This is a genomic window from Chryseobacterium sp. Leaf394, assembly GCF_001424105.1.
Classification (GTDB): Bacteria; Bacteroidota; Bacteroidia; order Flavobacteriales; family Weeksellaceae; genus Chryseobacterium.
In genome coordinates this window covers 1,868,121-1,892,102 of the sequence record NZ_LMQH01000011.1, presented here as the reverse complement: position 1 = coordinate 1,892,102, position 23,982 = coordinate 1,868,121, and the positions used below count along the sequence as shown (strand labels likewise).

Sequence of the window (23,982 nt, the reverse complement as noted above, 5' to 3'; positions counted from 1 at the left end):
AAAAATGATGAATTTGAATGAGATTTTTACCAGTCAGCGTACCGGCAACAATCCAAATACAGCGGCCTCCCGCACCGATTTTCAGAGAGATTTCGACAGAATTATCTTTTCTTCCGCTTTCAGAAGACTTCAGAATAAGACTCAGGTTTTTCCGCTTCCGGGAAGTGTTTTTGTGCACAACAGATTGACGCATTCACTTGAAGTTTCCTCCGTAGGACGAAGTTTGGGAAGTATTATCGGAGATTTTATCGTTAAGAATTTCGAATCGGTATTGAGCGAAGATTCAAAAAGTTTCTATACTCATAATCTCAGCAACGTAATTGCTGCGGCATGTCTCTGTCATGATGTCGGAAATCCTGCATTCGGACACTCAGGAGAAGATGCGATTGCGAGCTATTTCGATAAAAATGAAAATCTGATTAAAAATAAATTCAGTGCAAAAGAATGGGCAGATCTTGTTAATTTTGAAGGAAATGCCAATGCCATCCGTGTTCTCACGCATCAGCAACAGGGTAAAGATTTGGGTGGAACACAACTGACTTATTCTACTTTGTCGGCCATTGCAAAATATCCTTGTGAAGCGATTGCCAGAGATAAAAAGATTCTGCACCGTAAGAAATTCGGTTTTTTTCAGAACGAGAAAGATACTTTCCTGAAAATAGCTCAGGCAACGCAACTCGTGCAGGAAAATGATGAACCGTATATTTTTAAAAGACATCCTTTTGTTTGGCTTGTAGAAGCGGCTGACGATATCTGCTACAACATTATCGACATGGAAGATGCGCACCGTTTAGGAATTGTATCGACCGCCGACTGTGAAAATCTGTTCTTCGAATTGGTGAAATCAGAGACAAATGACATCAAAAAAGTAAAAGATAAACTGTCTTTGATTTCAAACGAAAACGAGAGAATTTCTTATCTGAGAGCAAAAGTAATTAATGCCTTAATCAATCAATCCATTGAAATTTATAAAGCCAATTTCAGTAAAATTCTCGACGGAAGTCTGGATAAAGCCCTTTTGGATATTTATAAATCAGAGAAAAATACTTTGAAGGATATTGAAACTTTTTCCATTAATAAAATTTACAATCACAAAGCAGTTGTTGAAATCGAAAATGCGGGCTACAACGTAATGTATGAACTTCTGGATCACTTTATTCCATCTGTTTTAAAATCTAAAAACGAGATTAAATCTTACGACAAAATGGCGCTCAAACTTCTTCCGCAACAGTTTGTGTATGAAGATGGTTCGGATTATCAGAAAGTTTTGGGTGTGATCGATTTTGTTTCTGGGATGACAGACAATTATGCGACAGATTTATACAGAAAAATCAAAGGAATTGATATCGGGATGACGATGTAATTTAAAGTTTTATTTTCTTCATATTTTCACGGTTTCCATAGATGTTGAAAAGGTCGAGTTTGAAAACATAGGGCAGTTCGATCGTCTTGTTGTGATAGGAAAATACAATTTTAAACGTGTGGGTTCCCGACTGTTTTGCACCTAAAAGAAGTGATATTCTGTCGAAGTCTTTAGGTTTTAAAGCATTTGAAATCGGGATGTCAAGAGCGTAATTTTTTCCCTGTGATCTGAGTTCTGCATTGTAATTGGCAGAGAATTCAAATCCGGCGCCGTAACCTTCACGGTAAATGTCAATCGGCGTACTGAAGCGGATTTCCTGAGATTTATTTTTATCATCAAGATAAGTTACGGTTCCAAATACATTTGCGCCTTTGTCTACGAAATCTTTGTTTTTAAGTCTGGCGGTTTGTAGTAGATTTTTACTGTTGTAAAACTTACTGTATTCTTCCTGATTTTCTTCAAAATAACGGCTGTCAATATTTTTCAGAATCACATTGTTTCGAAATTTCTGATCCAGATCAATTCTTCCTCCAGGCTGAAGTTCTGCCACATTAACTGTTGATTCAAACGGCAGATTCCAGTCGGGTTTTTGTCCGTTTGGAACTGTACTGAATTTAATTTTTAAATTTTTAGCGGCTCCGAATCCGACATTATTCAGTGTAAATTTATCCTGTATTCCGGGTATGATGACGGGAGCGTTATTTGGAACGCTTTCAACAATTTTCAGAGCGATTCTGTCGAAAAAAATTGCATCATCAGAATTGTTGGTGATTTTAATGTCAAACTGAGGAAAATAAACATTAAAATAATCTATAAAACCTTCGTAAGCATGCTTTCCTGTGATGATTTGCTTCTTTCTGATTTCATCAACCAGTTTTGAACTGGGATAAATTTCAATTGTATCTTTATTTTGTCTGAAATGATAATTCACAAAGTCAAAATCGTCCTGAATGATGGATGGATCATCTAATGCTTCGTTTGATTTTTGGGCTAAATCTGTCAGTGAAAGATTGATGTTGATGTCATTGTATTCGAAATTCATATTATTTCCGCTGAAATCAGATTTTATTTTTCTGTTGGAAATCAGATTAAAAGTCATCTTCTTTTCAAACCGATTAATGACAAATGTGCTGTCGACTTCGTTTTTAAAACGGAAGATAACATTTGAAGGATACTTAATCTGAGAATTTGAAAACTCAATGTTTGCATTGCCAAATTCATCTGTCAGAAACTTTTGCCCGATGTCAGGAATGATAATCTGAACGTCCTGAGTGGGCTTTCTATCAATGAAAACTGTTGCTTTCATATTTCTTAAGTCGCAGTCAGAATCCTGCCATCCGGGTGGATTAAGAAGAAAAACTATGGCAAAAACAGCGATGGCTCCGCTGGCAGAAACAATTTTATTATCAAATTTAAAACTTCCGGGAACCGTTGCTGCAAAAGCCGCAGCGGCCAAAGCCAACAGAACCCTGAAAAAGAATTTCTGTGAGGAAGTTGGGCAGGGAATAAGTATAAATACCGCCAATAAAATCAGCAGGAAAATCACTCCCAAAATGATACTCCACTTTTTGAAATCCGTTTTCTTTTCCATGGTTTACTGAAAATTATTTTTCCATTTTTCTGAAAAATCGATTCCGTTTTGTCCCATAATTCCGGTGATAATTTTGTTGATTTCTTTCTGTGGTTTATCGGCAAGAACGGCTTTTCCTCCGTTTTGTTCTACATAGGATTTTTCAGCGATCAGAAGCCATTTGTGGAGATTGGCCTCGAGCTCATCCAGTGATGCGGCATCAGGACAGATTTTCAATGGCTCGATCAGGCCGTCAAAATCACTTCCGATGCAAATGTTTTTCCAGGGTTCGCTCATTCCGACCCGTACAATACCAACCTGAATAATGTGAATAATATTAAAACAGAAAACCAGTGGATGCCGTTCTTCTTTGGTGGGAACAAGCCAGCTTTCCTGTTCCATCATAGATTCCATGGTTTCGGTACGGAGATTCTTCACTGAAATCTGCGGAAAGTGCGTCTGAAAATCAGGTGTACTCAGATATTCTTCGTCTCCCGCCATATTTAAACCCACTTTCGACTGAAAACCGAGAATTCTCACATCCAGACTTACCCCAAGAATTCCTCCGCTTTTTAAAATTTCAATGATATCTTCATCCATTAAATTAATCGACCATGGATTAAAACTGAAATCATTGTTGATGGCAGATCCCCATTTTCCGGAAGGTTTTCGTTTGGTTTCAACCGAAACTGCCCGTGCTCCATTGTAATGATAGACCTTGCATTTATCAGTTTCCAAAGCATTCTTCCATTCGTTGACGCTGTAACCTGTAACGCCGATGTGTGAGGCAATCAAAGGGATTTTAGTATAATCCGTAGTGCCTTTTGGAAATTTTGTTATTAAAAACTTTTTTCTCCATTCATATAAATCCTGTCTCGATTTCAGACCTAAATGTTTTATGTCGATTAAAACGGGACGTGCTTCTCCCAAATGATTGGTCATGGTGAAACATTTCTGAAGCATCTGATAGCCAAGATTGGTAAAACCGTTGCCGAAAGGGAAGAAAGATGGGTGTTTCAACATCTTTATGCCAAAAGCATGAGTCGCCAAAACCTGTTCTTTGATGTGGGTTAAATGCGTAACGGTGAGATAAAAAAGATCCATTCCCGATTTTGAGAGACTGTGGTAGAAATATTCAAAATTTTCTGCGGGATTCTGGCTGTGGTGCGGAAGGCAGTCGGGATCGGTATTTCTGTATGGATCGCTGTTGCCGCAATTTCCGTTGTTTGCGGGAACGAGTTCTTTCCATAAATCATCCTGCGAAAGCAATTTCCCAGATTCTTCATCTATGACACGATCTTTTTCAAAATCCAGTTTCGAGGCATTTCCAACGAGATATTTGCTGATATTATGGCTGCCTTCGAGGCTGAAACAGATTTCCATCTTACCGTTATTCCGTTTTGGGGAATTTCTTGAGGCAAAATTGATCACATTCTGATCATGCAGAAAACGGAAAACACTCAGTTCCATCAGCATCAGACGGTAGTAGGAAACTTCACCGTTGCGTACTCTGTCGAAATATTTTTTGTCCAGAGGATTTGAAAAATTGCTTTTTAAAATTCCTCCAAACAGACCTTTGCTGTCGGCAAAACCATATTCTAGGTTGCATATTCCGGCAACGGCAAATTTCAGATTTCCTTTGTCGCACTGGGTTACAGAGCACTGACTTTTAAGAATATGAAGCAGAAGATCGTCCAGAACATTGGTAATAACGTTGGTCATTCTGATGGGTTGGGTATAATCTTTTATGCTTTTGGTCACCTTCGGAAGTGTCTCATCATAATTGCAGATGTGATTTTTGAAAATGGGATGCAGATGTAAATCAAAATATGAAGTCATGGTGTTTTAGTTTTTGTAGCTGTCAAAATACATTTTTAGGATCTTTTCAGAATCGTGCGCAGAGTTTCCGGAATCAGATTCAAACACACTCGAAACGGTATTTCCCGTGATGGCAGAAACGGCAATTCTACCTCTTTCTGTCATCATCATTTCGCTCATTTCACTCTCAAACTGTTTTCCTGGAGTCACTTTTCTGATTAAAGTTTTCCACAGAAAATGAACACCTTCACGAATGCCAAGATCCCATTCTGTCTGTCTGAAATTGGTGTAGGCATGCTGTAAATCTTTTGCCTCAGGAAGTTTCTGTCTTAACAGATTTGAAATATCCAAAATTCCTGCTCCATAGTTGTCGGTATCCCAGCTGTCCGGCTTGAAAACCGAATTTTTCAGACACGTTCTGAATGCTTCCACAATCTGCCACGGGAACTGATATTTTTTATAGATTTCATCAAAATTTTTGGCTTTCCAAAGTGCTGCAGCGGCAGCTACGTGCGGTGTTGCGTAACTTGTTCCGCTTCCGTAGGCCATGATTTCATTTTTCTCCTTATCCATCGACGGAACGTAAACGTCTTCACCGGGTGCAGCAATATCGACTGCTTTTCCGTAACTGCTTCCACGCCATGGTTTTTGATTGGGGTTGATGGCAGCAACGGCAATTGTTCCGGGATAGAGGGCCGGAGCAACGATGGTTTCCACTTCATTTCCGGCGGCACAGCACCAGATAATTCCGTTTTCGTAGGCAGATTTTGCGGCTTCAGCAATCATCAGTCTCGGATAGCTTCCCATGCACATGAAAAGAATGTCTGCGCCTGTATTCACCGCCTGATTTACGGCATCCACCAGATTCTTGCCCCTTCCGATCAATACAACAGATTCTGCAATTCTGTAAGGGATGACTTCTATGAGCTGTTCCTTGTTTTTATCGGTTAAAATACCGTAGTTTCCGTCGCTTTTGTAATTCATTTTACCTCCACAGATAATGCTTGCTGTGCGGGTTCCGTGGCCGGGATGTTTCAGAAGTCCTTTAATCATTTCGTCCCTGGCATCTGAGCCGTCGATAAAATCTTCATCATTTTCATAATTAAATCTTCCTTTTACTTTGGAATGATCGGTGTAGCCGGTGTCGAGCTGGATGAGTTTTAAATTTTTCAGCCGCTTTTTCACCTCTTCAAGATTTCCTTTCTCAGCTTTTATTATTTTTTCTAAAATGGTTTCGGCATCAGTTTCGGTATCATTCATGAAATCAACAGTTCCGTTGTTTGTGGTAAGACCCACTGCAATACGGTTCCAGCCCCTCTGTCTTTCTTCTTTCGTATCGGTTTTGATATCAAAATAATGGGAAGCATTCCATTTGGTTTTAAAATCATCTTCACGCTCCACGACATTGCTTGTTTTCATGGTTTCGAGAATATCAGATTCGGTGACATGAATATTGCTGCTGCTTGGAAACTGCATATCAGTCTCCATCGGAAGATCTGGTGTGGCATTTTTTATCTGAGGCAACGCTTCCAGTTTTGCTGAAATTTCCCATGGATTTTCTGAAGACCGTACCGTCACATAATAAATACTTTTCTGTGAAGCGGAAGTTGAAAACGGAAAAACAGGTTCGTTACTTACGATTTCAGGGATTAATTTCTGATAATTATCCACCCAGTCATCCTGCATCGTCTGAATATTGACCAATTCAATTTCAAAATATTGCATTGCAGCATCTGAATCTACAGAGGGACTTTGCAGAATGTTTACACTTTGATTGACGACGTTATTTTCTGAATTTTTCATGGTGTTTTCAGGATTTGGCTGTTTTTTTTCTTCGAGGTCAGATTCAGTTTCTTTTTCCTGTTTGGTGAACGAACTTCTGAGCACTGATTCTCTGAAAGCTTCCATATGTTGAGGAAGTTTAAATTTTCTGATGCATTTAATGATAGAACTTATTCTCACTCCTTCATTTCCCATCCAGTCGATTGATTCATCGGGATCGCCACTGCTGTAAACGCCGCCGTCTTTTCTCAGAATCTGTCCCTGGGCATTTTTTCTCGGCACACTGCTGTGATGAAGAGCCACAATTTCTCCCGTTCCCAAACCAATCACCACAGCACCGGAAGAGCCGGGAAGAGTATCTGATTCGTAAATAAGGAAATCATCTTTCAAAGTCAGCATCCGGATGTCTTTCATTACGATTTTTTTGTAATCGCCTTTGGGATGCTGGATGATGACACAGCTTTCTCCGTCAATAATTTTACCTAAATTTTCATTCAGTGATGTAAAAGGAACTTCAGAAATACTTTTGCCTTCATCCGATCTTTCTGATACGGCAACAATTGTAAAATCCAAACCATTGAGCGGATTTTCCGGTGTGGTCTTGAATGATGAGGTAATGAAGAATTTTTCGGGTTCGAAATTAAAAGAAAGTGTACGTTTTGAGGTTTTATCACCGTCCATTTCATAGAAAAACTGAACGGTGGAATTTTTGGCAGTATCCTGATCCGGAAAGACATGATTGTTGGTAATCAGAATTCCCGGGGCAATCAGAAATCCTGTTCCGTAGCCTGTGTTTCCGTATCGGGTTTTAATGGTGATTCTTCCTACAGATTCAGCAATTTTAAAGATTTTATTGAGAATATGAATGTCCTGAAAGTTGGGGACACCATTAATTCTTTCCAATGCTTGCGGTTCAGAGGTGTGCTCAGCTGCAACCCTTCTGGCCAGAGCGTGTGGATCAGACTGTAATTCTGTGAGTGATTTTTCTCCGTTACGGTTTTCCTGAATCCCTTTTTTAATGGTTTCTATTTTCCGGGTGGCATCGGTAAATCTTTCGTATGCTTCATCCAGAATGTTTAGCTGGAAAGACATAAGTGGGTTTGGTGTTTAGTTTTTTTTTGTAAAGAAGTTTAGATTCTACACGCTTTTTCGGTCTCAGATGCCGAAAATTCAATTTTCATAAGGACATGAAATTGTACAGTTGCTCGATGTTCAGTTTTTGGTTATTGTTTTAGTAAATGTATAAAAAAATAAAGTATGTTGTTTAAAATTCGAAGAAAAAATTAATTTTTTGTATATTTAAAAACTAACTGATAAAAAATAATTTATGATTTACTTAGGTATTCTGGTCTTTTTTGGACTGATCACTTTGTTTGCTTCATTCTTCACTGTAAAGCAGGAATCTGCAGCGGTTGTAGAAAGATTAGGCAAATTCTTAAAGGTAAGCCACGCAGGCCTGCATCTGAAAATTCCTTTTCTTGATCAGATTGCAAAACGTCTGAATCTGAGAATCCAGCAATTGGATGTAATTATTGATACCAAAACTTTGGATAATGTATTTATTAAAATGAAAGTTTCTGTACAGTATCAGGTCATCAGAGAAAATGTCAAAGATGCTTATTACCGTCTTGAAAATCCTGAAAATCAGATTACTTCATATGTATTTGATGTTGTGCGTGCCGAAGTTCCAAAAACAAAATTAGATGATGTTTTCGTAAGAAAGGACGATATAGCCATTGCGGTAAAAAGTGAACTGCAGGAAGCAATGCAGAGTTATGGATATGATATCATCAAAGCTTTGGTAACCGATATTGATCCGGATGAGCAGGTGAAACATGCGATGAACAGAATCAACGCCGCGGAAAGAGAAAAAACCGCCGCCGAGTATGAATCTGAAGCTCAGAGAATCAGAATTGTAGCTGTTGCAAAGGCTGAAGCTGAATCTAAAAAGTTACAAGGCCAGGGTATTGCAGACCAGAGAAGAGAGATTGCAAAAGGTCTTCAGGAATCCGTTCACATGCTGAATTCGGTGAATATAAAACCTCAGGAGGCTTCTGCACTGATCGTGGTAACGCAGCATTATGATACACTTCAATCCATTGGAGCTAATAACAGAAGTAATCTTGTTCTGTTGCCAAATTCACCAACTGCAGCGAGTTCTATGTTGAATGACTTGGTAGTTTCCATGGCTGCGACGCAAAATTTGGATGATTTAAATCTTCCACCTAAAAAATAATCAGAATTTGGAAAATTCTGAAAACATTATAGAATATTAGAATTTCGGATAAAGGGGAATTTTTAGCAAACTGTATAAGACGGACTTTTTAAAATTGTCCGTCTTTTTGTGTTCAATATTAATTATTTTCCAATTGATAAATATCATGTGTAATCGGTTAAACAGATTTAAACATTGAATTAAATTTGCCTAACTATTTTTATTTAGAATGATTAAAAATTTATCTTTTTCGATTATGACTTTTTTAAGTCTGGGAAGCATTGCGAATTTCAATGCTCAGTGTAATGCAATAGACAGTTTTTCTGAAAACTTTGATACACTTTCGTGCTGTGCCTTCGGAGTAGTACCCAACTGCTGGAACAGCCTGCGAACTTCCACAGGAAACCAGATTATTTCACACACGACGCCAGCTTCAGGAGGATCAAATGTGTATCAGACTGGTTATGGTTCCGGAGCGGTTTCTATTGTGATAATGCCTGTTTTAAGCAACATAAATGCAGGAACTCATCATTTTAAATTTAAAGTGAGAGTGAATTCCGGACCGGGAAAGCTTGATTTTGGCTACGTGACAGATGCGAATGATATTAATTCTTTCGTTACATTAGAATCACTTACGATTACCAACAGTACATACAACAGCTCGGCTGAAAGAACATTGGATGTTCCTACAACTGTTCCTGCCAGTGCAAGACTCGCCATCAGAAATCCGGGAGCTACCTGGGCAGGACATTATTGGGATGATGCAGTTTGGGAGCCAAAATCAAATTTAAATGTTCAGGATGCAGATTTGACTTCATTTAAAGTTTATCCAAACCCTGCAAGCGATAATATTGAGATTTCTGAAGCTCAAAGAGTAAGTGATATTACAATCTTTGATGCATCAGGCAGATTATTAAAAACTGTTACTGCTCCTCAGTCAAAAATATCACTTTCTGAGCTTTCTGCAGGAATATATTATCTAAAAATCAAATTTAAAGATAAGTCTACAACAGTTCTTTCAGAAAAATTTATAAAAAAATAGAATTGAAATTGTTTGATGTCATATTCATGTTTATAAACAAAAAAAGCTGGTCAGACGACCAGCTTTCTTCATTAAACAAATAAAAGTTTAATATTATTTCTTCATTCCCGGAGGATAGTTTGCCATAATTTCCATCATAATTTTAGGAATCTGCTTCTGCTTGGCTTTAGGTCTGTCAACGGAAATTCCGCTTCCGATTCCCTGCCAAACCAGTTTTTGCGTTTTGGCATCAACCATATCCACGATGATGGCCCCTTCGTTGTAGTTGCTGGTCCAGGTTCTGTTCATCCCGATTCCCCAACCGAAACCGCCGCCCCAGCCCCACATTCCTCCGTAAGGATTCGTGGTGTTGATATCGGTGATTTTTTTATGATTCGCCTTTACATTGATAATTACGTCAGGATTTTCGCCCGACTGCAATCCTTTAGCCTGAAGCTGTTTTGACAATTCATTCAAAACTCTGTCTTTATCGATATCGTTGATCTTTAAATCATCAATTCTTAGTTTATACGTTCTGTAATTGCTGAAACTGGCTGTCTGAGCATAATCTGATCTTACCTGAAACGGACTGCAAGATGAAAGTCCTAAACTCGCTGCGAGTACAATAAGAATATATCTTTTCATTTCTATTATTTTTTTTTATTGATCTTTATAAATGTGTCTGTCTTTTTATCGTATCCGTAAGGACAGTGTCTGCATCCGCTTTTGCAGCAGTAGCCGCGCTTCAGATGAAATTTTTCTGTAAAAACTTTATATCCCTGTTCGTTATAATAAAAGTCTTCATTCTCTTTGATGTCAAATAGAGCCATAAAGTTAAATGCTAAAATTCAAAAAACCTATATATTTGTAATTATGATAATTGTGTGCCAAAAACCTCTAAAACGCTTGAAAATAAGTGGCATAACACTTTTTCCATTTATTTTTATTAGGAATCCCGAAGATAAGAAAAATAAAATACTGATCAACCATGAAAAAATTCATTTGCGACAGCAGTTGGAGTTGTTTATTATTTTCTTTTACATTGCTTATCTTTTTGAATTTTATTATTGGCTTTTTAAATTAAAAAACAGTCATAAAGCCTACCGTAGAATATCTTTTGAGCGTGAAGCCTATGCCATGGAGTGTGATATGAATTATCTGAAAAAAAGAAAATTCTGGGGTTTTTGGAAGTATATTTAGTAGTAATTCACATTGATAAATAATGATAAGCTAATTTTTTTGAGAGTTTTGTCTGTCATTAAATAAAAATCTCAGGAAACTTAAAATATAGAAGTTTAGATTGCTGCCGAATGAAAAAATAAGTGCTGATCTTTGTTCGATGGTTATAAGGACAGTCATTTTAATTTTAAAATAAATTAAGGAAATTTGCATTAATGAAAGTTCCCGAAATACAGATTCCGATAGTTGAAATTCCGATAGAAAAAAAGGTGAAGCTCTTTATGAAAAGGGAAGATCTCATTCATCCCGAAATCTCAGGAAACAAATACTGGAAACTTTTTTTTAATATCAATAATTATTTAGAATTAAATCCTGAAAATCCTCTAATCATCACTTTTGGGGGAGCTTTTTCAAATCATATTTCAGCTGTTTCTGCTCTAGGGAATCAGTTTAATTTAAAAACTTTAGGCATTATCCGGGGAGAGGAAATCGAGAAAAAATGGGAGGAGAATCCTACCTTGGTTTATGCAAAAAGAAACGGGATGAATCTGAAATTCGTTACCCGTGAAGAATACCGCCACAAAGAAAAACTTACAGAATTTTTAAAACAGGAATTTCCCGAAGCACTGATTATCCCCGAAGGCGGAACCAACAGAAACGCTGTTCAGGGCATTAAAATGATGCTCAATAACGATACAAAAGATTTTGATTATCTTTGCACAGCAGTCGGAACCGGAGGAACCGTTGCAGGACTTTCAGAGTTTTGTGAAGACAATCAGGAAGTTATAGGTTTTAAAGTAGTTGAAGATGATTCTTTGGAAGAAAAGATTTCAAATTTAACCTCAAAAAGAAATTTTCATCTAACCGATGCTGCTTTTGGAGGTTATGGTAAAATAAACGACGAAAACGTACGTTTTATCAATGATTTTAAAGCAAAATATGAAATCCCGCTGGAACCGATTTATACAGGAAAAATGATGCAGAAAGTTTTTGAAATGATTGATGCAGGTTATTTTCCGGAGGGAAGTAAAATTCTCTGTTTTCACACCGGTGGTTTGCAGGGAATCGCAGGAGCTAATTTGCTTTTGCATAAACAGAACAGAAATTTGATTATATAAATTTAAATTTGAAAAAATGGAAACACATTTTGTGTTCCATATTTCTTTTAAACATTAAAAATAGTAAGATGAAAAGACTTTTCACCGTCGTAAGCCTTTTAGTTTTATCTGAATTCTCAGCCCAAACCTGGGCGAATGATGACCAGTACATCCAGAAATTTGCCCAGTATGCAGTAGAGGAAATGGAAAAGTATAAAATTCCTGCCTCAATCACGCTTGCACAGGGGCTTCTGGAAACGGGTGGCGGACAGAGCCGGCTCGCTCAGGAAGGAAAAAATCATTTTGGAATAAAGTGTAAGGAAGAATGGACCGGCAAGACGATGAAACATACCGATGACGCTCCAAATGAGTGTTTCAGAGTGTATGATGACCCAAGGCAGTCTTATGAAGATCACTCAGTTTTTTTAGCCACCAGAAAGTATTACGCCAATCTTTTTAATCTCGATATGAAAGATTACAAAGCGTGGGCCCATGGTCTTAAAAAAGCAGGTTACGCCACAAATCCAAGATATGCAGGCATTCTCATCAGCAAAATTGAAAAGTACAGATTGTACGAATTTGATCAGGTGAATTCTAAAGAAGTCAATTTTGCTATTCTTAAAATGTATCCTGGATTGAAAGATGATCAGGCATACATGGCAAGTCTTGAATCTTCTAAAGCTGTTGAAAAGAAAAGAGTTTCAAAACCCGCACCGGCTCCTAAAAAAGTTTACGCTGAAGCTCCCAGAAAGGAACGTGTAAAAACCAAATCAGAAATTCTGAATTCTATTTTAATCAAAAGCCATCCGAACGGAGGTTTGAAATATGTAGTGATTCCTGAAGATACAGATATTCAGTTTATAGCCGGTAAATTTAAAATCAGTGAAGAAAAACTGATGAAATGGAATGAACTTGAAACAAACTCCCTGAAGAAAAACGAAATCGTCTTCCTTGAATCTAAAAATTCTGACGGAAACACAGCGACTTACAAAGCAGAATCTGCCGAAGATATGCACGACATTGCACAAAAATTCGGAATTAAACTCAATAAATTATACGCTAAAAACAGAATGGATGAAGGCCAGAAACCTTCTGCCGGCCAGCTGATTTATCTGATTGCAAAAAAGCCAAGAAATTAGTTTTAAGGGAGCGTTTTTAACATCCAACATCCTACACCCAGCATCTAACACTCAAACATCTATCACCCAACAATCAATGAGATACCAGAGAAGTTCAGCTTTATTTGATGAAGCTTACCAATATATTCCCGGCGGAGTAAATTCGCCTGTACGTGCCTTCAAATCTGTAGGCGGCGTTCCTGTTTTTATGAAATCTGCTAAAGGAGCTTATCTTACAGATGCCGATGACAACGTTTACGTAGATTACATCAACTCCTGGGGACCGGCTATTCTAGGGCATACACATCCGGAAGTTTTAGAGGAACTGAAAATTCAGGCTGAAAAAGGTTTTTCTTTCGGTGCACCGACAGAACTGGAGACTGAAATAGCAAAATTCATCACAGAAAATGTTCCGAATATTGACCAGATCAGAATGGTTTCTTCGGGAACTGAAGCCTGTATGAGTGCCGTAAGACTGGCAAGAGGCTTTACGGGAAGAGATAAAATTGTGAAATTTGAAGGCTGTTATCACGGTCACTCAGATTCATTTTTAATAAAAGCGGGGAGTGGTGCTGCCACTTTTGGCAACCCAAATTCACCTGGAGTAACTGCTGGGACTGCGAAAGATACTTTGCTGGCGAGATATAATGATTTTGAACAGGTTGAAGAATTATTTAAACAGAATCCAGGTGAAATTGCAGCCATCATCATTGAGCCGGTTGCCGGAAATATGGGTTGCGTATTGCCTGAAAATGATTTTCTCCAGAAACTGAGAATTCTGTGTGACGAAAACGGATCTTTACTGATATTTGATGAAGTGATGACTGGTTTCAGACTGGCTTTTGGCGGTGCACAGGAATTGTTTAATGTAAAAGCTGACCTTGTAACTTATGGAAAAGTAATCGGAGGCGGACTGCCGGTTGGTGCTTTTGCAGGAAGAAACGAAATTATGGATCATCTTGCACCAAAAGGCGGCGTTTATCAGGCCGGAACTTTGAGCGGAAATCCATTGGCAATGAGAGCAGGTTTAAAAACGCTTCAACTCATCAAAAATGACTTCGAATTTTTCAACAGACTTGAAGAAACTACTGAAGTTTTAGATATTGAAATAGGTAAGATTTTAACTGAAAAGGGAATTCACCATACGATCAACAGAAAAGGATCGATGATGTCGGTTTTCTTTGATGCAGATCATGTTTCAGATTTTGATGATGCACAGAAAGCAAATCATTCCACATTTAACAAATTCTTCCATCACATGCTTGAAAACGGAATTTATCTTCCGCCGAGTGGTTATGAAACTTATTTCATCAGCGATGCTATTCGAGATGAAGAAATCAATATGACACTGGATTCAGTAAGAACTTTTTAATACTTAAATTCAGATATAAAAAGAGATGAAGTCGGTTGGTTTCATCTTTTTTTGTGCAAAGACAGTTGCATATTACGGCATCTATTGTATTTAAACCGTTCATAAAACTGAAGATTTAAACTGAAATTCATAAATGAAATAGGATGAAGTCGGTTGTCTTCATCTTTTTTTGTGCAAAAAAATAGCCGCTTTTTACGGCGGCTATTTTATTTAGATTGAATAATAATTATTCTTTGATGAATTTTTTCTGTACAGTGGTATCTCCATCAACTACTTCAATAACGTAAAGACCGTTGATCAGTCTTGATACATCAATTTTATTGTTGACAATTACTCCTGAAGAAACAAGCTGTCCTGCAGCACTGTAAATTTTATAGTTAGCTTTTACACTGATATTTTTTATATTAAGCACTGTCTTTACAGGGTTTGGATATAAAATAATTTCAGTCTGGTCTAAAGCATTTACAATCGGTTTCTTTTGAATTCTTACCGTGTAATCTTCAACTTCACCATCTGCAAAGCTCGTACAGTTTACAGGAACACCATCTTTCTGCATTGCCACTCTCATTACTACATATTTGTAATCTGTACTGCTCACAAAAGCATCTTCAGGTACGGTAAATGCAGCACTTACAGAAGTCTGACTGTTCGGACCGTTAGAAAGAATTTTTTCATTCACATCAAAATATCCGTTTCTGTTGAAATCAATCCATACTGCAACACCTGTATTTGAACCGGATGCAGAAGTTTTATCAACTTTAACAACATTCCCCTGAGATCCCTGAATTAAAGTAATGTACTTTGTTGTATCTCCTGTGAAATCTGTATAGTTTGAAGGTCCTGAAGCATTTTCTTTTGCCGCACTGTTGAAAGGAGTAACGGTAACTTTATTAATAAATTCAGCTCCTGAATTTGTAGATGACATTTGGCAATACACTACCGTTGGAGTTGTGAAATAATAAAGCGGTGTAAAGTTCCCCGGAGTTCCGGTACAAACGTTTGCAACCTGCATTTCATATTTTGTTAATTCAATTAATCCTGTAATCGTGTATGTTGTCGTATTATTAACAGTGATATTTGTCCAGCTCGGAATTCCAACTTTTCTGTATCGTAAAACATAACTGTTGGTAGCTCCGGTTCCTGTGTAAGCTTCCCAGGTTACTTCTGCCGAAGTTGGGTTAAGCTGAGTAATCGTTAATCCCGGAGGCGGAATTTCGCAAACTCTGACCGTTGTAAATACCTGCGCATTTGACCACGGGTTTGGAGTTGTTTCTCCAATACATGTGTTTCTTACCATAACTTCATAAGTTTTATAAGAACTTAATCCGTCAAGAACATAAGAGTTAGCAGGCGGCTGAGGAATTGTCGGCGTGTTCCACACTGCTGTTCCCACTTCTCTCCACTGCAGTTGGTACGTAGCATTTACTGCCAGAGGATTCCAGGTAACTAATGCAGAAGTTGAGGTGATATTGGTCACTGTAACGTTCGGTGGAGTGGGATCACATCTTGTAATAAAAGTATTGTGTGAATAAACACCAGATACATTTTTACATACCGCAGCAATTTCCACTTCATATTCGGTCGCAGGAAGTAAATTGGTTAATGTAAAAGTATTTGTTGCTGCAGGATATGGAGCTGCGCCAACAGACTGAGTCTGCCACGTTGTGCTTCCTACAGGTCTGTATCTGATTTCATAAGTTGCTCCGTTGATATCCTGATTCCAGTTTAAAACTGCTGAATTCTGAGTAATTGTTCCTACAGTTACTGTTGGTGTTGCATTGTTACAAACCAGTAATTTTACATTGTCAACAGCTACCGGCGGCTGTACTCCGCCACTTCCGTCATTTCTCCATTCAAATACTACACGCATTGTAGATCCTGCAAAACTGCCGATGTTTAAGGCAGGATTAAGGAAATTCTGCCATGCAGTCTGAAGATTATAATTTGCTCCAATCTGAATTCTTCCTGTTCCTGCAGTAATCTGAGTTCCTGCCACCGGCTGATAAGAAGCTGGCACCAACCAAACTCTTAAATAGTCATAAGTGCTTTCTCCGCCTGCTTTCCAGTCGAAACCAAACTGAGCTTCTGTCGTTCCCGCTGGTACTGCAATATCTCTGTAGGCATGTACCACAGATGTTGAACTGATGGTGTACGCATTTGCGGTTCCGTTGTTTGAAATATAGATAGAATTACCTGTATTTCCTGTTGCTGAACCAGAAACCCATTTGTTGGTCTGAGTTCCGTTGGTAAATCCAAAATCAACCGCACCCGAGAAATCCTGAATGTAAGGAATTGTCGCAGGAATCTGCGTTGTTGTAAATGAAGGTCCTGCAGTCCACAAGCTGTAATCTGTAGTATTGCAACGTGAACGTACCCAGAAGTAATAAGTTGTATTCGGTGCTAAACTTCCCAAAGTTACTGAAGTCGCATTTGTGTTGCCTGTTGGAGGCGTTGTCTGAGTAGGAGCAGTATTTGTAGTCGTTACATAATACTGGTATCCGGTTGCCGGCGCCGGAGTTGGGGCAGTCCAGCTTATTGTAGCACCGTTTGCTGTCACTGTATTTACGGCCAGAGCAGTAGGAATAACACAGGATGGGATTGAGATATTTACATTATCAATAGCCATTGGAGGCTGAGTTCCACCGCTGCTGTCATTTCTCCATTCGAAAACAAGACGCATTGTTGATCCTGCAAAAGAGGTGATATTTAAGTTTGAATTTAAATAATTAGCCCATGTTGCCTGATTGTTCATGTTACCGCCTACCTGAATTCTTCCTGTTCCAGCGGTAATCTGTGTTCCAGCTACAGGAACAAATGTTATTGGCACCAACCATACTCTGAGATAGTCATAGTTGGTTGTTGTGAACCCTTCGCCAATACCTTTCCAGTCAAAAGATAAATTGGCAATTGTAGTACCCGCCGGTACAGTGATATCACGGAATGCCTGTACAACCGATGTTGAACCAATTGTGTAAGCATTCGCAGTACCGTTGTTATTGGAAATGTAAATTGAATTTCCTGTGTTTCCTGTTGCAGATCCGTATGCCCATTGGTTGGTCTGAGTTCCGTTTACAAATGCGAAATCATTTCCTCCTGTGAAATTCTGAGTATAAGGAATTGTTGCAGGAATTTGGGGCGTTGTAAATGACGGTCCGGGTGTCCATATGCTTAGATCATTTGTACCGCATACTGAACGAACCCAAAAGTAGTATGTAGTATTTGGATTCAAACTGCCTAGAATCGTTGACGTTGTAGCCGAAGTACCTGAAGCAGGTGTTGTAGCAACCGGAGCAGTATTGGTTGTAGTAATATAATACTGATAGCCGTTTGCAGGCGCTGGTGTAGGTGCTGTCCAGCTGATGGTTGCTCCATTTGGTGTGATATTGTTCACTGCCAAAGCAGTTGGCATCACACATGAAGGAATCGAAAGATTAACATTGTCGATGGCAACCGGAGGCTGAGTACCGGATGAAAAATCGTTTCTCCATTCGAAAACAAGTCGCAGCGTAGAACCTGCGAAACTGCTTAAATTTAAACCTGAATTTAAATAATTCAGCCATGTCGCCTGATTGTTCATATTTCCACCCAACTGAATTCTCCCTGCTCCCGCTGTGATCTGTGTCCCTGCAACAGGAGTAAAAGTCGCAGGTACCAGCCAGACTCTCAGATAATCATAGTTGGTAGTTGTAAAACCTTCACCTATACCTTTCCAGTCGAAAGATAATGTGGCAATAGTAGTATTTGCTGGTACAGTAATTTCACGGTATGCCTGAACAACTGAAGTAGAATTTACAGTGTAAGCGTTTGCCGTACCGTTATCATTGGAGATATAGATAGAACTTCCTGTATTTCCAGTTGCAGTTCCATATGCCCATTTGTTGGTTTGGGTACCATTCACAAACGTAAAATCGTTTGCTGAGTTAAAATTCTGCGTGTAAGGTATCGTAGCAGGTGTCTGAGCTTTTAGATGACTCATAATTCCCAACTGTGATACCAGCCACAGAAAAATAAATGAAGTAAAAAATTTCTTCATGATTGTCTGATTATGTTTGAATTATTATTTATCAAAACAAAAATAATCAATTAGAAAATTGAACACTTTCTTTACCCTTGAAGAATTATTCTTAAATGGCTGTTAATTATTTGGAATTTAGTACGTAATTAATTTATTTGTTATTCAGAAAATAACGTTTAGAGAAAAGTAAATTTTTTTTGATAATTTTTAGGTGTGTCACCAACGAGTTGCTTAAATACTCTGTTAAAGTAATTTGCATCTGAAAACCCGGTTTGGAAGGCAGTCTCTTTAATGCTGTTCTGAGTGGCCAAAAGTTCTTTTGCTCTGCTGATTCTTTCCTGCAGAATAAAATCATTAGGCGAAGTTCCAAGTTCATCTTTAAACATCCTGAAGAAATTAGATTTACTCACATACGCCAGTTTAGCAATAGCATCTACCGAAAGTTTCTGGTGAAGATTTTTTCTGATGTAATCTACGGCAAATCCAATTCTCGATTTATTTTTAGCCACATTTTTCTCAACCATTCCGCGAGCCTGAGTCTGCATTAAACGGATAAGAAGTTCTTTTAAAGCAAAATCTGCCATAATATCTTTCTGCGAATTGTCGTCCATCGCAATTCTCATAATATTGTTGGTTGCTGAAGCTAAAGACTGATTATTAAACAGAAAATATTCATTTAAATCTAAATTCCAGTTTGAGGTTTCATCTGTTTTCGGAAGGTGATAGTTTAAATGATTTAGAGAATCTTCAATGAACTCAGAATTTAAACTTAAAGAAATACACTGCGACGGCGTTTCATCGGCTTCGGGGAAATCAATCACCATCGTTTCTCCAGGCGAAACCAGCACACTTTCTCCGGGGAAGTAATCAAAATACTGATTTTTGCTCTCCAGCTTTAGATGTTTTTTACCCCTGAGCATTGCCGTGAAAGCAATTGTATCAAAATGCAGTTTTACATTAAAAGCAGATTTGTGGGTTTCATAAATACTGAACTCACAATTCCTCAGATTGAATTTTGTCTGATTTTCAACCAGTGTTATCAGCTTATTTTCTTCTTTCAGTTCAGGCTTTTGCAATAGGTATTTATGATCGTTCATTATCATGATTTTTGGTGTGTGCTCTGTCTCAAAGATAAAAATTTAATTATTAAGGCAAATGTTAAGTAAAGCATAAATTTTATTGGTTGCATGATTTTACAGTTTTTCTGCACGATTTTGCTATTCAGATAAAATTCATCAGTGTAACTTGGCTAAACAGAAATTTAAAATCTTACATAAAAATGAGGACATCAACACAAAATCAATCAGAAACATTATTACAGTGGCCGGAATTCAAAAGTCAGTATGACAATTATATCAACGGTCAGTTTACAGCACCTGTCAACGGAAAATATTTTGACGTGGTTTCGCCGGTAGACGGTAAAAATTTCACTCAGGCCGCACATTCTTCAAAAGAAGATCTGGAAGTGGCCGTCAATGCAGCTACTGAAGCATTTAAAACGTGGAAGAACACTTCTTCAACGGAAAGAAGCATTATTTTAAACAAAATTGCAGACAGAATTGAGGAGAATTTAGAATACCTCGCTACGGTTGAAACCATTGACAACGGTAAAGCTGTAAGAGAAACATTGGCTGCAGATATTCCTCTGGCGGTTGATCATTTCAGATATTTTGCTTCGGTGATCAGAGCAGAAGAAGGATCACATAACGAACTGGATAAGGATACTGTTTCATTAATCGTTCACGAACCATTGGGTGTAATCGCACAAATTATTCCCTGGAACTTCCCGATTTTAATGGCAGTCTGGAAACTGGCTCCGGCATTGGCTGCGGGAAACTGTGTGGTTTTGAAGCCGGCTGAAAGTACACCAATTTCAATTTTGGTTTTGATGGAATTAATTGGCGATCTTCTTCCTGCGGGCGTTGTGAACATCGTCAACGGTTTCGGAGCAGAATTGGGAAGGGCTTTGGTCACCAATCCTAAAGTGAATAAGGCGGCATTTACCGGTTCTACAGTAACGGGTCGTCTGGTAATGCAGTACGCAACAGAAAACATCATTCCGGTAACCTTAGAATTAGGTGGGAAATCTCCAAACATCTTCTTCAGTTCCGTGATGGATGCTGATGATGAGTTTTTGGATAAAGCGATTGAAGGAGCAGTTTTATTTGCTTTAAATCAGGGTGAAATCTGTACCGCACCGTCAAGACTTCTGGTACAGGAAGATATTGCAGATGCCTTCATCGAAAAGGTAATTGAAAGAGTAAAATCTATTAAAGTCGGAAATCCGCTGGATAAAACAACAATGATGGGAGCTCAGGCTTCACAGATTCAGAAAGATAAAATTCTCTCTTACATTAAATTAGGAAAAGAAGAAGGGGCAGAAGTGCTTGTAGGAGGAGATGTCAACAAAGTAGGAGAAGGTCTGGAGGAAGGATACTACATCCAGCCGACCATTTTCAAAGGAAACAACAGAATGAGAATTTTCCAGGAAGAGATTTTCGGACCTGTTTTGGCATTTACCACTTTCAAAGACGAAGAAGAAGCTCTGAAAATTGCCAACGACACTATTTACGGTTTAGGAGCAGGAGTTTGGACGAGAGATGCGCATCAGCTGTACAACATTCCTCGCCACATTGAAGCGGGCAGAGTTTGGGTAAACCAATATCATGCATACCCTGCAGGTGCACCTTTCGGAGGATACAAGCAGTCTGGAATCGGAAGGGAAAATCACAAAATGATGCTCGACCATTACCGTCAGACAAAAAATATGCTGATTTCTTACAATAAAAATAAATTAGGTTTCTTTTAAGATCATTTGGGCGTGCCCCTTTGCATGGCCAACCCACAACGCTGGCAGGGTTCGGAACCCTGCCAGCGTTCCCCACCAATGCAAGCGGGTCGGACTATGCAGGGCTCCACTTCGTTTCGGTACTCCGCTTTGCTGCGTACCGGCTCGTTCCTCGCCGCCCTTCCTATCCCTCACGCGGAAGGAAATCTTCTTTTCACTATTATTTCAAAAACGGAAAACCATTGATTTCTACTTTTTAAAAGAACAGTGAAATATTTAGTATCAAGGCTTGTCATGATTTTAAATCTTGGCAAGATTTTTAAAAAGAAATAATTTTTCAGACGTGCAGCATCACTGCAGCTTAAATTATAGACTTGGTTGAAGTTCGGCGACAAATTTCGCCGGACTTTTTTTTAACTTTAATTAAAATTAAAAATGGAAACGCAGAATAAAATAGCGCGACTTTCAGTTACAGAAAAAGCCCTCGAACTGATCTGGGAACTGGAAAAAAAACACGGTGATCTCATGTTTTACCAGGCCGGAGGCTGTTGCGAAGGCACTCAGCCACAATGTTTTGAAAAAGGCGGCTATTTCCCGAGAATGAACGACGCCATGATCGGCACCATCAACGGCCACGAATTCTGGATCGACCGCGATCTCTTCGAATATTGGCAGTACTCGCATTTCACATTAGATGTACTGGAAGGCTTCGGGCCCGGCGGATTTTCTCTGGAAACACCTTTGGGAAAAACATTCAAAGTGCATTACAGACTTTTCACACCAGAAGAACTGCAGAATCTGGAAGATGTAAAGCGGAGTGAATAGCAATGGATTGTTTTACCACAAATGTCACAGATTCTCTATCGAAGATTTATGTATCATAACCACAAATTACATTCATTCTTAATAAGCCGAAAACTCCTCATCACAACCGTAACGTGGTTCAATGAAATTTTCACACTCAATTTGAATACAATCCGTGAAAATCTGTGAAATCCGTGCGCTGATTTTTCGCACAGATCTCCCAGATCTTCACAGATAATTCGTGCAAAACATTTGTGGAATTTGTCTTTAATACATACATCCAGCGCTCATCCATTAGTCAGATTCGTCAAAAATTCGTACAATTCGCATTTTAAACAAACCTACTCACAAACATCGACGCCACCAGCTGTCCGACTGCATTCAACACAGTTGCCAATGGATCTACCAGCGTCCCGATAATCATCACTGCCGGAATCGCCTCCTGTGGCAATTGGTAGACAGAAATCATCAGCATTTCGCCAATGTACCCACCGTTGGGAATGCCTCCTGCAACAATGCTTACAAAGACGGTTATTCCTAAAGCTAAAAGTAAATTCATAGGATCAAAAAAGTCTCTTCCTATAATTAAAAAAGCAACATAAATTTTAATGATGGATGACATCGACGAACCGTTTTTATGCAAAGTGGTGCCAATGGGAATTGCCAGATTGGCGATGTTGGAAGGAACTCCGATTTTCGACGCAGCCTGTAAATTTGCCGGCATCGTGGCAAAACTGCTGCAAGTACTTAAGGCTGTTAATGTTGGATAAATGGCGTTTGTCCAGAAACTTTTCACTCCATTCTGACCTTTTGCCATGAAGGCGTAAAGGGAAAAGAATATCAGGAAATAAACAATTCCTGCGATATAATAAAGTCCTAGTGGTTTTGCATAAAAACCGAAAAGCTGAGGCCCCAGTGTTGCCACCTGATATGCGAAGTAAGCACCCAAACCAATCGGTGCAATTTTCATAATCATCAACAGCAATTCTTTCATCACTTCATATCCAGATGCGATAAATGATCTGAATGGCTGTCCTTTTTCGCCTGCTTTCCTTGCTGAAAATCCAGTCATAAATGAGAAAATAAGAAGTGCAAGCATATTCTGTCTTGAGAATAGCTGGGTAAATTCTCCCACAGTAAAAAAACTTACAATTCTGTTTCCCCAACTGTCGTTATCGACGGCTTCTTCCACAATCTCCTTACTTCCGGAAACTCCCGAAACCGGAAAAAGATAAACAACAATGATCGTGAAAACCGTTGCTGTAATTATAAAAAAGAGAAAGGTAAAACCCATGATCAGCATAATTCTACCAAATTTCGACTGTTGTTCAAGGGAAGCGATGGAATTGGCAACCGCGAAAAATACCAGAGGAACAACGCTTACAAAAAGTAAATTCAGAAAAATATCACCTAATGGTTTGAGGTAATCCACAATATTGGGTGCAACAATTCCGATGATGCTGCCGACCGTAATTCCGAAAAGTAAAAGCAGAATTCCTGAATAATTTTTTAAGACCTGTTGCATTTCTGGTGATTTTATTCAAATATAATTCAATAAAATCTATTCTTCTGGATTGTCTGCATTTAAATTTAAAATGAAATCTTTTCAGTCTTCACAATAAAGAGTGAAAAAGTAGATTTGTAAAATTGATTTTCATAATTATTTTAAAATCTATATTAGTTAAGCTTTGCAATTCGCGAAAACTAAAATAACTTAATTGAAAAACTTTGTGGTATCAATCTTCAGAAATTTTGATGTAATTAAAGATAGGTCAACAGAACTACTTTTTAGAATAACTATAAATTAAGCCTTTTCGCTTTAAAACACTTTCACGGAACC

At 38.5% G+C, this 23,982-nt stretch carries 17 protein-coding genes; 9 read left to right on the top strand and 8 right to left on the bottom strand.

What is annotated here, in order from left to right:
• Positions 1 to 7 precede the first annotated feature (7 nt).
• Complete coding sequence (locus ASG21_RS13305; RefSeq protein WP_056082402.1) at positions 8 to 1,363, top strand: deoxyguanosinetriphosphate triphosphohydrolase; 1,356 nt, start codon at positions 8 to 10, stop codon at positions 1,361 to 1,363.
• A 1-nt stretch (position 1,364) separates the two neighbouring features.
• Here ASG21_RS13305 and ASG21_RS13300 read toward each other — a convergent pair whose 3' ends face one another.
• From ASG21_RS13300 to ASG21_RS13290, 3 genes are read right to left on the bottom strand one after another with little or no spacing between them, the layout of a single operon-like run.
• Positions 1,365 to 2,954 carry a hypothetical protein gene (locus ASG21_RS13300; RefSeq protein ID WP_056080962.1) on the bottom strand — a complete coding sequence of 530 codons (1,590 nt, stop codon included), beginning with the start codon at positions 2,952 to 2,954 and terminating at the stop codon, positions 1,365 to 1,367.
• 3 nt (positions 2,955 to 2,957) lie between these two features.
• Positions 2,958 to 4,772: a hypothetical protein gene (locus tag ASG21_RS13295; RefSeq protein ID WP_056080958.1), complete on the bottom strand. Its 1,815-nt coding sequence runs from the start codon at positions 4,770 to 4,772 to the stop codon at positions 2,958 to 2,960.
• 6 nt (positions 4,773 to 4,778) lie between these two features.
• Complete coding sequence (locus ASG21_RS13290; RefSeq protein WP_056080956.1) at positions 4,779 to 7,625, bottom strand: S8 family serine peptidase; 2,847 nt, start codon at positions 7,623 to 7,625, stop codon at positions 4,779 to 4,781.
• Positions 7,626 to 7,860: 235 nt separating this feature from the next.
• On the opposite strand from ASG21_RS13290, the gene ASG21_RS13285 reads away from it, so the two are divergent.
• A complete protein-coding gene (locus ASG21_RS13285) occupies positions 7,861 to 8,769 on the top strand; it encodes an SPFH domain-containing protein (RefSeq protein WP_056032003.1) in 909 nt (302 codons plus the stop codon).
• Between the two features lie 235 nt (positions 8,770 to 9,004).
• Positions 9,005 to 9,790, top strand: coding sequence for a T9SS type A sorting domain-containing protein (locus tag ASG21_RS13280; protein WP_157844530.1), 786 nt, complete (start codon positions 9,005 to 9,007; stop codon positions 9,788 to 9,790).
• A gap of 93 nt (positions 9,791 to 9,883) precedes the next feature.
• On the opposite strand, the gene ASG21_RS13275 is transcribed toward ASG21_RS13280, so the two are convergent.
• Both ASG21_RS13275 and ASG21_RS13270 read right to left on the bottom strand, forming a co-directional pair.
• Positions 9,884 to 10,414, bottom strand: coding sequence for a DUF4136 domain-containing protein (locus ASG21_RS13275; RefSeq protein WP_056080950.1), 531 nt, complete (start codon positions 10,412 to 10,414; stop codon positions 9,884 to 9,886).
• 5 nt (positions 10,415 to 10,419) lie between these two features.
• Complete coding sequence (locus ASG21_RS13270) at positions 10,420 to 10,599, bottom strand: DUF5522 domain-containing protein (RefSeq protein WP_056080947.1); 180 nt, start codon at positions 10,597 to 10,599, stop codon at positions 10,420 to 10,422.
• Positions 10,600 to 10,642: 43 nt separating this feature from the next.
• Between ASG21_RS13270 and ASG21_RS13265 the strand changes: the two genes are divergently transcribed.
• From ASG21_RS13265 to hemL, 4 genes are all read left to right on the top strand, one after another.
• Positions 10,643 to 10,969 carry a hypothetical protein gene (locus ASG21_RS13265; RefSeq protein ID WP_056082399.1) on the top strand — a complete coding sequence of 109 codons (327 nt, stop codon included), beginning with the start codon at positions 10,643 to 10,645 and terminating at the stop codon, positions 10,967 to 10,969.
• A 194-nt stretch (positions 10,970 to 11,163) separates the two neighbouring features.
• Entirely contained in the window at positions 11,164 to 12,066 is a 903-nt protein-coding gene (locus tag ASG21_RS13260) for a pyridoxal-phosphate dependent enzyme (RefSeq protein WP_056080944.1), read from the top strand.
• 68 nt (positions 12,067 to 12,134) lie between these two features.
• Positions 12,135 to 13,184 carry a glucosaminidase domain-containing protein gene (locus tag ASG21_RS13255; RefSeq protein WP_056080941.1) on the top strand — a complete coding sequence of 350 codons (1,050 nt, stop codon included), beginning with the start codon at positions 12,135 to 12,137 and terminating at the stop codon, positions 13,182 to 13,184.
• Positions 13,185 to 13,260: 76 nt separating this feature from the next.
• Positions 13,261 to 14,535, top strand: coding sequence for a glutamate-1-semialdehyde 2,1-aminomutase (gene hemL, locus ASG21_RS13250; RefSeq protein WP_056080937.1), 1,275 nt, complete (start codon positions 13,261 to 13,263; stop codon positions 14,533 to 14,535).
• Between the two features lie 226 nt (positions 14,536 to 14,761).
• On the opposite strand, the gene ASG21_RS13245 is transcribed toward hemL, so the two are convergent.
• Together ASG21_RS13245 and ASG21_RS13240 are read right to left on the bottom strand one after the other, a co-directional pair.
• Entirely contained in the window at positions 14,762 to 18,568 is a 3,807-nt protein-coding gene (locus ASG21_RS13245) for a fibronectin type III domain-containing protein (protein WP_056080935.1), read from the bottom strand.
• Positions 18,569 to 18,726: 158 nt separating this feature from the next.
• Complete coding sequence (locus tag ASG21_RS13240) at positions 18,727 to 19,647, bottom strand: AraC family transcriptional regulator (protein WP_056080932.1); 921 nt, start codon at positions 19,645 to 19,647, stop codon at positions 18,727 to 18,729.
• A gap of 182 nt (positions 19,648 to 19,829) precedes the next feature.
• Between ASG21_RS13240 and ASG21_RS13235 the strand changes: the two genes are divergently transcribed.
• Positions 19,830 to 21,359, top strand: a complete 1,530-nt coding sequence (locus ASG21_RS13235) for an aldehyde dehydrogenase family protein (protein ID WP_056082396.1) — start codon at positions 19,830 to 19,832, stop codon at positions 21,357 to 21,359.
• Between the two features lie 414 nt (positions 21,360 to 21,773).
• The gene (locus ASG21_RS13220; RefSeq protein ID WP_056080923.1) at positions 21,774 to 22,163 is read left to right on the top strand and encodes a DUF779 domain-containing protein; all 390 of its coding nucleotides are present in this window, start codon (positions 21,774 to 21,776) and stop codon (positions 22,161 to 22,163) included.
• A 310-nt stretch (positions 22,164 to 22,473) separates the two neighbouring features.
• Here the strand turns inward: ASG21_RS13220 and ASG21_RS13215 are convergent, their stop codons facing one another.
• Positions 22,474 to 23,667 (bottom strand): dicarboxylate/amino acid:cation symporter, encoded by a 1,194-nt coding sequence (locus tag ASG21_RS13215; protein WP_056080920.1) that lies wholly within the window; start codon positions 23,665 to 23,667, stop codon positions 22,474 to 22,476.
• Positions 23,668 to 23,982: the final 315 nt, after the last annotated feature.

Excerpts from the sequence above, each read along its gene's own strand:
- ASG21_RS13275 (WP_056080950.1), bottom strand. The coding sequence starts at position 10,414 with ATGAAAAGATATATTCTTATTGTACTCGCAGCGAGTTTAGGACTTTCA.
- ASG21_RS13265 (WP_056082399.1), top strand. The coding sequence starts at position 10,643 with ATGATAATTGTGTGCCAAAAACCTCTAAAACGCTTGAAAATAAGTGGC.
- ASG21_RS13270 (WP_056080947.1), bottom strand. The coding sequence starts at position 10,599 with ATGGCTCTATTTGACATCAAAGAGAATGAAGACTTTTATTATAACGAA.
- ASG21_RS13295 (WP_056080958.1), bottom strand. The coding sequence starts at position 4,772 with ATGACTTCATATTTTGATTTACATCTGCATCCCATTTTCAAAAATCAC.
- ASG21_RS13260 (WP_056080944.1), top strand. The coding sequence starts at position 11,164 with ATGAAAGTTCCCGAAATACAGATTCCGATAGTTGAAATTCCGATAGAA.
- ASG21_RS13255 (WP_056080941.1), top strand. The coding sequence starts at position 12,135 with ATGAAAAGACTTTTCACCGTCGTAAGCCTTTTAGTTTTATCTGAATTC.
- ASG21_RS13290 (WP_056080956.1), bottom strand. The coding sequence starts at position 7,625 with ATGTCTTTCCAGCTAAACATTCTGGATGAAGCATACGAAAGATTTACC.
- hemL (WP_056080937.1), top strand. The coding sequence starts at position 13,261 with ATGAGATACCAGAGAAGTTCAGCTTTATTTGATGAAGCTTACCAATAT.
- ASG21_RS13300 (WP_056080962.1), bottom strand. The coding sequence starts at position 2,954 with ATGGAAAAGAAAACGGATTTCAAAAAGTGGAGTATCATTTTGGGAGTG.
- ASG21_RS13305 (WP_056082402.1), top strand. The coding sequence starts at position 8 with ATGAATTTGAATGAGATTTTTACCAGTCAGCGTACCGGCAACAATCCA.
- ASG21_RS13245 (WP_056080935.1), bottom strand. The coding sequence starts at position 18,568 with ATGAAGAAATTTTTTACTTCATTTATTTTTCTGTGGCTGGTATCACAG.
- ASG21_RS13240 (WP_056080932.1), bottom strand. The coding sequence starts at position 19,647 with ATGAACGATCATAAATACCTATTGCAAAAGCCTGAACTGAAAGAAGAA.
- ASG21_RS13220 (WP_056080923.1), top strand. The coding sequence starts at position 21,774 with ATGGAAACGCAGAATAAAATAGCGCGACTTTCAGTTACAGAAAAAGCC.
- ASG21_RS13235 (WP_056082396.1), top strand. The coding sequence starts at position 19,830 with ATGAGGACATCAACACAAAATCAATCAGAAACATTATTACAGTGGCCG.
- ASG21_RS13285 (WP_056032003.1), top strand. The coding sequence starts at position 7,861 with ATGATTTACTTAGGTATTCTGGTCTTTTTTGGACTGATCACTTTGTTT.
- ASG21_RS13215 (WP_056080920.1), bottom strand. The coding sequence starts at position 23,667 with ATGCAACAGGTCTTAAAAAATTATTCAGGAATTCTGCTTTTACTTTTC.
- ASG21_RS13280 (WP_157844530.1), top strand. The coding sequence starts at position 9,005 with ATGACTTTTTTAAGTCTGGGAAGCATTGCGAATTTCAATGCTCAGTGT.